This window comes from Flavobacteriaceae bacterium HL-DH10 (assembly GCA_031826515.1).
GTDB lineage: Bacteria > Bacteroidota > Bacteroidia > Flavobacteriales > Flavobacteriaceae > Thalassobellus > Thalassobellus suaedae.
Map to the genome: position 1 here is coordinate 2,951,667 of CP134536.1, position 12,944 is coordinate 2,964,610.

The window sequence follows — 12,944 nt, forward strand, 5'->3', positions numbered from 1 at the left end:
ACTTAAAAGTCTGAAATAATTTTTTCTGTTGAAAAAAGACTAATTAGGTTATTCAATATTTCATTATAATTAGTCAGTTGATCGTTGTTAATAAACTCGTTAGCCCTATGCGCTTGATCAATAGATCCAGGACCACAAACAATACTTTGTAAACCAGCTTCATTAAATTGTCCAGCTTCTGATGCATAAGCAACAGTTTCAATATTGGTATTAGAATTTATTTTCCCCATGAGTTTAACAATATCTGCATCCTCGTTAGTTAAAAAACTTGAAACAGGAGGGTGTATTTCTTCAGTTTCAATTTTAAAATCAGGAAATATAGGTTTCAATTCTTCTATTCTTTTATTGCAATGTGTTGTAAATTCATTAATAATTTCTGCTAAATTATCATTAGGTATAACCCTAGCGTCCCAAGAAAAATAAGCCTTGTCAGCAATAACATTTGGTGCAATTCCTCCATGAATAATTCCAGTATGTAATGAAGAATGAGGTGGTGTAAAACGATTATCGATGTTACCAGAATCTACCAATACATTCATTTTATTTTCCAGCCATAAAATTAATCGTGCCGCTTCATGAATAGCACTTACTTCTTTTCTAATACCACTACTATGTCCCGCAGAACCATTTACTTTGGTCGTGTATAAACAAATACCTTTATGCCCAATAATGGGTTGTAATAATGTAGGCTCGCCTATAATGGCATATTTTGGTGTTTCTGGATAATGATTTAATAAATGCGCTATTAATTCTGGTGCAGCCAAACAGCCAATTTCTTCATCGTAAGAAAACGCAAAATATATGGGTTTTTTTAAATCGGCTTTAACCAAACGGGGTAAGACACTTAAACAACACGCTACAAAGCCTTTCATGTCGCAAGAACCTCTACCGTATAATTTACCATCATTTTTATCAGTTAAAATAAAAGGATTTGTTTCCCAGTCTTGTCCTTTTACTGGAACAACATCGGTATGTCCAGATAATATGATGCCACCACTTGCTGAGGGACCTATTCTGCAATGTAAAGACGCTTTATCACCTTCTTTATTTGGAACTAAAGTACATGCAATATCAAATGATTCAATATATGTTTTAATCCAATGGATTATCGATAAGTTACTTTCACCTCCTAAAACAGGAAAGGAAACGAGTTTCGATAGTATAGCTTCAGTAGTCATTAAAGTAGGTTTTAAAAATTTGTTCTATGATTGATTCTGGGCAGTTAATTCAGCAATCTTACAAATAACCTCAGTAGCTTTAATCATACTTTCTACGGGCACATATTCATAGCGTCCATGAAAATTATGTCCGCCAGCAAATATATTAGGGCAGGGTAATCCCATATAACTTAATTGCGATCCATCTGTACCACCACGAATGGCTTTTATTAAAGGCGTTATTCCTAATTGTTTCATAGCTTCTTCGGCAATATCAACAATATGCATTACAGGTTCCACTTTTTCTTTCATATTGTAATACTGGTCTTTAATTTCTGTAACAATAACTTCTCTGCCATATTGAGAATTAAGCTCATTGGTGAGTTTTATCATCACTTCTTTTCTAGCTTCAAAATGCCCTTTATCATGGTCGCGAATAATATATTCTAAAGTCGTTTCTTCCACATCACCATGAATATTGTGTAAATGAAAAAATCCTTCGTAACCTGTGGTGTGCTCTGGTGTTTCCATTCGAGGTAACGAGTTTATAAACTCTTGTGCGATATACATGGAATTAATCATTTTACCTTTGGCATAACCAGGATGTACAATTTTCCCTTTCACTTTCACCACGGCTCCTGCGGCATTAAAATTTTCATATTCTAATTCACCTATTTGACTACCATCCATGGTGTAAGCCCAATCTGCTCCAAATTTGTCAACATCAAATTTATGAGCACCTCTACCAATTTCTTCATCGGGTGTAAAACCAATACGAATTTTTCCATGTTTAATTTCAGGATGATTTATTAAGTATTCCATGGCCGAAACTATTTCGCAAATTCCTGCTTTATCATCAGCTCCTAAAAGGGTAGTGCCATCTGTGGTTATTAAGGTCTGCCCTTTATATAGTAGTAAATCTTCAAAATAATCTGGAGATAAAATAATATTTTCAGCTTCGTTTAAAACAATATCTTTTCCGTTGTAATTTTCTATAATTTGAGGGTTTACATTAGCACCTGTAAAGTCTGGTGATGTATCAAAATGAGAAATAAAACCAATTGTTGGAACGTCATGACTAACATTACTAGGTAGCGTAGCCATAATATATGCGTTCTCATCAATAGTTACTTCTTCCAAACCAATAACTTTTAGTTCTTCAGCTAGATTATTAGCTAAGTTCCATTGTTTTTTTGTGCTAGGGGTTGTATTTGAAGTAGGATCAGATTCTGTATCAACAGTAACATAACTTATAAAACGTTTAATGATGTGTGCTTTTGAAATCATTATTTTAGAAATTTAAGAGTTTGAGTGAGGTAAAAAAATACTTTGTAAATGGAATCAAAAATACGACTAATAATTTTTTTGTCTTTTGAATTGTCCAATTTTTTATTTCGAAGTACTTTTGCATAAATAATATCAGATGTACAAATTACTGTTACGACCTTTGTTTTTTCTTTTTGATCCAGAAAAAATTCATCATTTTACTTTTTCATTAATAAAAGTTACTTCTAAAATACCAGGATTTGCATCCATATTCAGAAGTTTGTATGTTATTGATAATAAAAAATTAGAGCGTAATTTATTCGGTTTGACTTTTAAAAACCCCGTGGGACTAGCTGCTGGTTTTGATAAAAATGCGGTATTATATAATGAATTAGCAAATTTCGGATTTGGTTTTATTGAAATAGGAACTGTAACTCCAAAAGCTCAAGCAGGAAATCCTAAAAAACGACTGTTCAGATTAAAAGATGATCAAGGCATTATTAATCGTATGGGTTTTAATAATGAAGGTGTAGAAACAGCAATAACTCAGTTAAAAAAGAATAAAGGCAAGTTAATCATAGGAGGGAATATAGGTAAGAATACCGACACGAAGCCAGAAGATTACACTAAAGATTATCTAGAGTGTTTTAATGCTTTGCATCCCTATGTAGATTATTTTGTACTAAATGTTAGTTGTCCAAATGTTGGTAGTCATGCTAAATTAAATGATAAAGATTATTTAGAAGAGTTAATTGGAGCTGTAAAAAAAGCTAATCATACTTTTGAAAATCAAAAACCAATTCTTTTAAAAATAGCACCCGATTTAAACAACAATCAATTAGATGAAATTATTGAGCTAGTTTCTACTACAAATTTAGATGGTGTTATTGCTAGTAATACCTCTACAGATAGAAGTGATTTAAAAGCAACAAAAGAACAGCTTGAAAATATAGGCAATGGTGGTTTAAGTGGAAAGCCTATTAAAGAAAAAAGCACGCAGGTTATTAAATACTTATCTGAAAAGAGTAAAAAAGCATTCCCTATAATAGGCGTTGGTGGTATTCATTCTGCACAAGATGCTTTAGAAAAGATAGCAGCAGGTGCAGATTTAGTTCAGATTTATACTGGTTTTATTTACGAAGGACCAAGTTTGGTTAAAAAAATAAACAAAGCTATTCTTAAATCTTAAATACGGCTATTTTATAATCTTCTTTACCGTTTTATAATGCGCATTGCTAACAGTAAGTAGGTATGTGCCAGAGGATAAGTTACTCACATTAATGGGCTGGTTTGTTACAGTTCCAGATAAATAAACTTGACCAAATACATTTGAAATGCTGTAGTTAATTATTTCTCCAGGCGTATTGGTTTTAATAGTTATCATTTCATTTTTAATAGGATTAGGGTATACTTTAGCAGTTAGATAATTTGAAATTGGAACATCTATAGTTTTAATAAATATATTATCAATAGCAATATCAGAATCCCAATTTGCACCACGTACCGCTCTAAAACGAACTTTTATGGATTGGTTTGTGTAAGCCGATAAATTTATTGTATTAGACATAAAGGCATCACCTTGATTCGCTTGTTGGTTGCCATAAAGTGGATCAATAATATCATTAATATATCCAGCATCTGTTTTTAAATCGATATGCAATGCTCCCATGTGCTCACCAAACATATGATATGAAAATTCTAGTGCAGAATTTTCATTATTAACATTTATGCAGGGTGAAATAAGTTCTGCTACATCACCAGATTTAGCACCTGATGCTTCAGCATATATATAAGTATTAATCTTGTTATTAATTGATTTTTGTAGTATCGGACCCGTTTTATCTGAAACAGTTTCACCTTTATTTAATAACCAATTATATCCATTTTCAGAAACATCTTTAATCGACCAATCTAAATCACTTAATAATTCAGCGTTTTCAAAATCTTCATTAAAATTAGTAATGGAATTTCCGACTTTAATAAATTTTGAAAATGTTTTTGAAATGGTTTTAGATTTATTAGAAACTTTTAGGGTTACATCGTAAATACCTTTGCTATAGGTGTGAGTGGGGTTTTTAATTATATAATCTATAATTCCATCACTATCTATATCCCATTCCCATTTAGTTATGTCATCACAATTACTATTAAAATTAACCGTTAATGTGTCCTCACAGGTTTGATTGTTATCAACACTAAAATTTGCATTAAATGTAGAACAAGCTAAATAACTTTTTGTGGTTTGGTAAAACGCATACATTCGTGCAAGTTGCTGAGGTGTAAAATGATTTCTACATGCTTTTCCAGAATACGACATGATGTTATTTGTGTCTGGGTTGTACTTATCGCCATTAGCATCTGTTTCATAACCTGTATATTCACAAAAATTATTAATGTTAGCACTAGTTAATCCTGGGTCTGCTGGTGTATCACAAATACCATCGCCGTCGGTATCACAATTACTTCCATTAACCAACTCAGTAGTTGTATCTTCTAATCCGTGAGTATGTATTAGTGAGAAAAAATGCCCCATTTCATGCGCAAATGACGAATTATTAGTCGCACAATTATTATTTAAAAAAATAAGATCAGTTCTACCTTCGTTTTCTGAATATCCACAAATACTTTCATTAGAAGCATTTGTAATAGAATGTGTAAAATAAATATTTATAACTCCAGGGGTATTATATACTTCTGATAAACTTTTTTCATCTCCTTTAGTTATATGAACTAATTCATCATTATCAATGTAGTTTATATCGCCACATAAAAAAAACGCCATATAAGCTTCAGCATATATAGAATTTAAATTATAAATAGCCTCATTAATTTCAGAACTGCTTATTCCATCTGAGCCATTAGTATATCTTAAAACATGTACTTTAATAGGAATAGAATTAATACTTTTTGTGTTGTTGTTTTTGCTACTAGGCTTATTGATGATTTTTTGAAAAAAAATCTGTTCGTATTCTTGAATTTGAGATTTTATGCTTTTTAAGTATTCAAGTGACTTTTCAGAAGTAATCGTTCCACAAGATTCAGTTTCATTTTGAGAATACAAAACATTACAAAATAATATGAAAAGTGTTAGTAGGAGTTTGGAAGTTAAATATTTAAAAACATTCATTTGGGGAAAACATTTTATTCAAATGTATTTGATAATGAATGTTGTAAAAAATAAAAACGGTTAACTGTAAGATTTTAACGCTAACCTAAGTTTGTGTTAGTATACTAATTAATTAAGAATGAGTTTCTCGGTTTTAAGCTTGCCATTTTTGGTTTTCAATTGAAGTAAATAAACACCATTACTTAAAGTTGATAAATCAATTTCAAATTTATTTATTCTGTTTTTTATTGAAATACCTTTTACTAAACGACCTAATATATTGTAAATCTCAATAGTATTTAATTCAAGGTTTTGGGGGTTAGAAATAGTGATTTTTTCTTGGGTAGGATTAGGAAATACTTTTATAGTTTCTATGGATTTAATAGGCGGTGTATTTAAGGTAGATGAATTATAAGTAAAAGTTAATGTCCCAATTCTATTTGCATTAAAAGGATAAATATTTGATAAACTTGTTATAACACCTTGCGGATTGGTTGCTGGGTTATTAAAAGAGTAGGTGTTTCCATCTTCGGTGCCAGCATCATAAGGGTATAAATCGATAGTAAAAGTTGCTTTCCAACCATTATTCATGCTACTATTTCCAGATCTTAAATTGATACCATTAACTGCTATAAACCAATCAGGACTTGGCGCTATCATTGAGGCTAAAGTTATTAAAGGGAAATCTTCTCTAACATTTATATTATTTATGGATATTGTTCCTTTTGCAGAATCTAAACCTGTGCCAGCTAGATATTGGTCAGCATCACTATTTGTATTTACTTCTGTTTGAAAAGTACTTGTACTTCCTGTTTCAGCAATTGATTCAATACCTGCAGAAGCTGTTCCATTTAACATTAAAAAGACGTTTTCTGTTTTGTGTGTAGCACCAACTAGCGGCGACCAATGAGCAGATTCTGGTAATTCGATAGTGCTTATGCCATGAGTTGGGTTATTTGTTTCAGATTCCCAAAAACTTTCAAATACAATATTATAATTAGCTATGCTTTGGCTAAAACACACGAAAGGAAAAAATAGTAAAAATAATAGACTGTTAGTAAAATTTTTCATGAAGCATAATAAGTTGATTTGTTTTTATGTCGTTAAACATAATTACGTCTTACAAAATAATAGTATTTTTATCGTCATATTTTAGGAAGTATACATGTCTAATCAAGTTAAAATTATTGAATGCCCGCGAGATGCTATGCAAGGTATAAAGCAATTTATTCCAACAGCGCAAAAAGTTCAGTATATCCAGTCACTACTACGTGTTGGTTTTGATACCATCGATTTTGGAAGTTTTGTTTCCCCTAAAGCCATTCCTCAAATGGTTGATACAGCCGAAGTATTATCTCAATTAGATTTAAGTAAAACGAAGAGTAAACTCTTGGCAATCGTTGCAAATACAAGAGGGGCACAAGCAGCTTCAATACATTCTGAAATTAATTATTTAGGCTATCCGTTTTCTATTTCTGAGAACTTCCAGATGCGTAATACTCACAAAACGATAGCGCAATCTGTAGTCACACTTTCTGAGATTTTAGAAATAGCAAATAAATCAAATAAAGACGTTGTTGTTTATATATCTATGGGTTTTGGAAATCCGTATGGTGATCCTTGGAATGTTGATATAGTAGGCGAGTGGACAGAGAAATTAGCCAAAATGGGTGTAAAAATACTATCGCTTAGCGATACAGTGGGGACTTCAAACCCTGAGACCATCAATTATTTGTTTAAAAATTTAATACCCTTATATCCAAATATTGAATTTGGTGCACATTTACACACAACACCTTCTACTTGGTTTGAAAAAATTGACGCGGCCTATAAAGCTGGATGCATTCGTTTTGATGGAGCTATTCAAGGGTTTGGTGGCTGTCCTATGGCAAAAGATGAGTTAACAGGCAATATGCCTACTGAAAAACTATTATCTTATTTTACTTCTAAAAAAGAGAACACTCTAAATGCTCTTAGTTTTGAGAGCGCTTATAATGAAGCTTCTAAAATATTTCTTAATTATCATTAATTTTTTTAGCGCTTAAAGAGCTTATTAACAACTGATTAATGCTGTTGTTTAAAAACTATTTAAATTTAATCTAAATAAACTTTGCTAAAGTAATTATGTGTTTTATATTTGCTGCTTCAAACCATAAATTATTTATAATAAGTCTAAATAAAGACTAATAACTATTAGAACTAATGAAAAAACTAACCTTATTTATTTCAATTCTTGCAACATCATTTATAGGTGCACAAACGGTTCAGGATTCAATAACTTTTGATCCTCAAAAACAATTAAATGCAGCCCAACGTATTTTATCAGGAAATTATGGTAAAGCTGTTACGGTAGGAGCATATGGAGAATTAACGTATAATCAGCCTGAGGGCAATAATGGTGAATTAGATGTACAACGTTTAGTATTGCTTTTTGGATACAAATTTAATGATAAAACACAATTTGTAACTGAAGTTGAATTTGAGCATGTAGAAGAAGTTTTTATTGAACAAGCTTTTGTTAATTATGCGATAGCTTCAAATATGAGTTTACGTGGTGGTTTAATGTTAGTGCCTTTTGGTATTGTTAATGAATTTCATGAGCCAACAACTTTTAATGGGGTTGAAAGACCAGCTATAGATAACGTTATTATCCCTACTACTTGGAGAGAAATAGGTGTTGGTGTTACAGGGAGATTTAATGACATATCATTAGGATATCAAGCCTATGTGTTCAATGGTTTTAAATCAACTTCATTTGATGGATCAGGTGGCGTTAATGGATATTTGAAAGGTTCGAATGCCTTGCGTGGCGGACGTCAAAAGGCTATTCAATCTACAATAGATAGTCCAACGCTTTCTTTAAAGTTTGATTATTATGGTTTACCTGGATTACGTTTAGGACTTTCAGGTTATTTTGGTGATACTCAAGCTGAAGATGATGTTGAAACTATTGACGGATCAAATATTGGAATTTCCATGTTAGGGTTAGATGCTCGATATGCTTACCAACGATTTACTGCACGTGGACAATTTGTTCATGGTTCACTATCGGGGACAGAAGCTTATAATAATTTAACTGGAAAAGATTTAGGAAGTGAATTACAAGGTTGGTATTTAGAAGCGGCATATAATTTGTTACCTCAAGAAAAAGAACAACGTTTATTTGCTTTTGCTAGGTATGAAGAATATAATACACATGCAGATACGGCTGGAAGTTTATTACAAAACGACGCTTATAACAGAAATGATATAACAACAGGGCTAAGTTATCATGTAGCTCCAGGTGTTGTTTTTAAAGCAGATTATCAGTTTAGAGATAATGCGGTTTCTGGAGGAGATGTTCAAAATAGACTTAATTTCGGAATAGGCGTTTGGTTCTAGAATGAATAACATGATAAGGCTAATACAATTTTTATTAAGGATTATGTATTAGCCTTATCTTGATTAATATTAATTCAATATTTTTGTACCATAAAACATTCATGATTATATTGGTGTTTTATGCGATTATTGAAAAACAATAAACATTAAGCATGATGAAATTAAAACAAGGTTTACTATTATTTCTGGCTTTTATTATGTTGTCTTTTGGTTTACCAAAAAACATACAAAAGAAAGTTGATAAAGAGATAAAAGATGTTTTTAATATTGAATCCTTTGCTTTAAATGAAATTATTATAGCTAATAAAATAGCGGAGAGTTTACCTTCAAAATTTAATCATAATAACTTATTTAAAATAGAGGCCGATAACACCCTTTTAGGATATGCGTATTTGTCTCAAGCATCAAGTAAAACGGCGCAATTTGATTATATGGTTTTGTTAGATAAGGATTTAGTTATATTAAAATCTAAAGTACTTATTTATAGAGAAGAGTATGGTGGCGAAATTGGTAGCAGACGTTGGCTTAAACAATTCATTGGTAAAACTCAAAATGACGATTTAAGATACGGAGATAATATTGTTGCTATATCTGGTGCAACAATCTCGGTGCGTTCTATGACCAATGCTGTGAATGATTTATTAAAATCTTTAAAAGTATTGCATACTAAAAACATTCTGTAAATGCAGTTAAATGGCCTCATACTTACACTACCAAAAGAAATTAAATTATTAATTGCTGCGTTTGTTATTATATTAAGTATAGGTTTTTATACAGGATTATTATTTGTTGGCGAGACTTCAACTACAAATCCAAATGGTATTGAAGAACAATATTTAGGAAATGAAAACGATGAAAATGCGGAAGTTATGCGCTTTAAAAAAAGCGATAAAGAAATGCTCACATTGGTTCATAATCATATATTGTCCATGTCTATTATTTTCTTTTTATTGGGGCTTATTGTGTCTACTACAAAGTTAAACAGGAAACTGAAATTAATTTTAATGATAGAACCCTTTGCTTCAGTAGTCCTAACTTTTGGGGGACTTTATTTATTATGGTCCGGTATACTCTGGATGAAATACATTGTTATGATTTCAGGTGTATTAATGACGGTTACTTATACAGCCTCTGTAGTTGTCATTTTAAGTCAACTTCTTCAGAAAAAATAATTGTTATTTTTACGTTTATAAATTAAACCTTTAGCGTTGGTTGTGGTCTTATCATATAATTGATTAAACCTAACGACAACCATTTTGAAAACGCTATTACTTTTTTTAGTATTTACTTCAACATTATTTGCGCAAAAATTTACCTTGTCAGGTATTGTTAAAGACCAGGATTCAATTATTTTAGAAGGTGCTACGGTTTATCTTCAGAGTATAAAAGATAGTATTCCTATATCTTATGGAATTACTAATAAAAATGGTGAATTTTCATTACAAGTAAATACAGAAGATGATAAAAAAGCCATATTTAACATTGCATATTTAGGCTATAAACCATTTCTAGAAGATATTAATGTTCCAAACAGCGATAAGTTGAATATTGGTGTAGTGATTTTGGAAGATCAAGTAGAAGCGTTAAATGTAGTGTCTATAATAGGAAAAGCACCCCCGGTTTTAATAAAAAAAGACACGATTGAGTATAACGCTGATAGTTTTAAAACTTTGCCTAACGATAGGGTTGAAGATTTGTTAAAAAAATTACCTGGTGTAGAAATAGATTTAGATGGCAGTATAACAGTTAATGGTGTCGAGGTTGAAGCTATAAATGTAGATGGCATGAGTTTCTTTGGAGAGAAAAATGGCGCTATAGCTTTAAAAAATATTCCAAGTAATGCGGTAAGTAAAGTACAGGTTACAGATTATAAAACAGATATGCAAAAGTTTACTGGAGAAGAGTCTGATTCTGGTACTAAAGAAATAAACTTAAAAATTAAGAAAGGAAAAAACAAGGCCTATTTTGGCGATGTAAATTTAGGCTACGGTACAGATGAAAAATATCAAGCTAATGCAAATCTTTTCCAGTTAATTGATGGTAAACAATTGGGGGTGATTATGGGAACCAATAATATTAATATGTCTAGAGGATTTAATGCATTACCCGATGCTAATTCTAGCAACGGTTATATTGAGTCAGATTTTGTTGGAACTAATTTTTCTAAAGGAAAGTGGGACGAAACCAGAATAAATGCCAATTACAAATACAGTGCTCAAAACTCTGATAATGAACAAAAAAGTTATAGTGAGAATTTTTTACCAGATTTAAATTATATAACGAATTCTACAAGTAGTGGTTTTAATGATTCAGACAGACATGATGCGGGTTCAGATTTAAAATTCAATATTAAGCCCAAAAATAAAGCGTCAAAGAATAATGTTCGATTATCTAATGTGACCAACTTTAATGCTTCTAATAATAATTCTTTTTCAACAGTAGAGCGAACATCTAAATATACAAATGGCGATTTAGTAAGTCGTTATTTTTCTGAAAGAGAATCAACGAATTCCAATTACAACATAAATAATAGTTTTAATGTTACATCAAGAACAGGTAAAAAAAGAGATTATTTTAATATCGGTTTTAGAACAGCCTTTAATAAGGGAGATGGAGAGCGCTCTAGTTATTCTAGAAATGAATTAGAAAGTAGTAATACCGAAATTGTTCAAGATCAAATTTCTAACACTAATAATACGGGTTCTAATATACGTTTTAATGCGAGATGGAGTAAAGAGTTGCTGCCAAATTTCAGAATAATCCCTCGGTATAATGCCAGCGTGAATACAAGTAAAAATGAAAATCTTATTTATGATTATGATGAAGATAGTAATGCATATAGTAGCTTTAATAATCAAATAAGTACAGATAGTAAATATATTAATACAACGGTGCGCCCGTCTTTAAGGTTTCGCTACGATTATAAATCAATTCGTTTTGAATTAGAAGGTGCTTATACAAATACCTACAGAAAGTATCAAGATAATATTATTGAAGCACGAAATTTTAAAAATGATTTCCAATATCTAACGTATTCTGGACGGATACGCTATAGAGATAGTAAAGGTTATAAAAATATAGATTTAAGATACAATCAAAATGTTAATGTACCTTCAATTAGTCAGCTGCAACCAGTAGAAAATGTTAGTAATATTACCAATATCGTAAAAGGTAATCCTTTTTTAGAACCAGCTATAAGTCATGATATTAATTTCAAATATCAAAATAATATAGCTTTTAATCATATTAATATTTCAGCTGGAGCCAAAGCACAATTTGTTCAAGATAAAATTATTAATTCAACAATAACAGATGCAGATTTAATAAGATATACCACTTTTGAAAATATTAATGGCGATTATAATATGTCTGGTAATGCGGCCATTTCTAAATCTTATTTTAGAAAAAACACCAATTTTAATATTAATGTGCGACTTAATGGAAACTATAGAAATATAAGATCCATTCAAAATACGGTAAGATTTACAACAAAAACAAACACGTTACGCCCATCATTTTCTTTAAGTTATTCGCAAGATAAAAAGCTAGACCTAAGTACTTCTTATAGTTATAGTTTGACTAAAACAACGTATGATACAGATATTTATAATAATAACGATTATTTTGTTCAGAATTTAAGACTTGAATCTTCATTGTTTTTTCTTAAAGATGCTTTTTTTACTAATAAAGTATCCTATAGATACAACAGTAGAGTAGGAGATGATTTTGATGGGGCAGCAGTTTTTTGGAACGCTGGTTTGGGAATTCAACTTTGGGATAATAAGGCAACGGTAACATTGGTAGGATACGATATATTAGGAAAAAATAATGGCTATAGCAGGTCGGTTACTGAAACGGCTATTAGAGATGTAGAAAACCGAATATTAGAACAATACTTTATGGCTACTTTTGTTTATAAGTTTGGTCGCTTTGCTGGGCAAAATATGAATGTAGGTGGTCGAAATTATAGAAGAGGTCGAAGGTAATATTGATTGTTAAAATTAACCGAGATATTATTATTATGTTGTATATTT

At 31.0% G+C, this 12,944-nt stretch carries 10 protein-coding genes; 6 read left to right on the forward strand and 4 right to left on the reverse strand.

What is annotated here, in order from left to right:
- Positions 1 to 2: 2 nt before the first annotated feature.
- Both argE and pepT read right to left on the reverse strand, forming a co-directional pair.
- Entirely contained in the window at positions 3 to 1,178 is a 1,176-nt protein-coding gene (gene argE / locus RHP49_12625; protein WNH11742.1) for an acetylornithine deacetylase, read from the reverse strand.
- A gap of 24 nt (positions 1,179 to 1,202) precedes the next feature.
- Complete coding sequence (pepT, locus tag RHP49_12630) at positions 1,203 to 2,444, reverse strand: peptidase T (GenBank protein ID WNH11743.1); 1,242 nt, start codon at positions 2,442 to 2,444, stop codon at positions 1,203 to 1,205.
- Positions 2,445 to 2,580: 136 nt separating this feature from the next.
- Here pepT and RHP49_12635 point away from each other — a divergent pair, with 136 nt between their 5' ends.
- Complete coding sequence (locus RHP49_12635) at positions 2,581 to 3,612, forward strand: quinone-dependent dihydroorotate dehydrogenase (protein ID WNH11744.1); 1,032 nt, start codon at positions 2,581 to 2,583, stop codon at positions 3,610 to 3,612.
- 6 nt (positions 3,613 to 3,618) lie between these two features.
- On the opposite strand, the gene RHP49_12640 is transcribed toward RHP49_12635, so the two are convergent.
- Together RHP49_12640 and RHP49_12645 are read right to left on the reverse strand one after the other, a co-directional pair.
- Positions 3,619 to 5,550, reverse strand: coding sequence for a T9SS type A sorting domain-containing protein (locus RHP49_12640; GenBank protein ID WNH11745.1), 1,932 nt, complete (start codon positions 5,548 to 5,550; stop codon positions 3,619 to 3,621).
- A 108-nt stretch (positions 5,551 to 5,658) separates the two neighbouring features.
- On the reverse strand, positions 5,659 to 6,600 hold the full coding sequence (locus RHP49_12645; GenBank protein ID WNH11746.1) for a spondin domain-containing protein: 942 nt from the start codon (positions 6,598 to 6,600) through the stop codon (positions 5,659 to 5,661).
- 94 nt (positions 6,601 to 6,694) lie between these two features.
- Between RHP49_12645 and RHP49_12650 the strand changes: the two genes are divergently transcribed.
- The 5 genes from RHP49_12650 to RHP49_12670 all read left to right on the forward strand — a co-directional run bounded on the left by RHP49_12650 (position 6,695) and on the right by RHP49_12670 (position 12,896).
- On the forward strand, positions 6,695 to 7,558 hold the full coding sequence (locus RHP49_12650) for a hydroxymethylglutaryl-CoA lyase (protein ID WNH11747.1): 864 nt from the start codon (positions 6,695 to 6,697) through the stop codon (positions 7,556 to 7,558).
- A gap of 173 nt (positions 7,559 to 7,731) precedes the next feature.
- Entirely contained in the window at positions 7,732 to 8,910 is a 1,179-nt protein-coding gene (locus RHP49_12655) for a porin (GenBank protein WNH11748.1), read from the forward strand.
- Between the two features lie 152 nt (positions 8,911 to 9,062).
- Positions 9,063 to 9,593, forward strand: coding sequence for an FMN-binding protein (locus RHP49_12660; protein ID WNH11749.1), 531 nt, complete (start codon positions 9,063 to 9,065; stop codon positions 9,591 to 9,593).
- A complete protein-coding gene (locus RHP49_12665; protein ID WNH11750.1) occupies positions 9,594 to 10,082 on the forward strand; it encodes a hypothetical protein in 489 nt (162 codons plus the stop codon).
- An 84-nt stretch (positions 10,083 to 10,166) separates the two neighbouring features.
- Complete coding sequence (locus tag RHP49_12670) at positions 10,167 to 12,896, forward strand: TonB-dependent receptor (GenBank protein ID WNH11751.1); 2,730 nt, start codon at positions 10,167 to 10,169, stop codon at positions 12,894 to 12,896.
- Positions 12,897 to 12,944 lie beyond the last annotated feature (48 nt).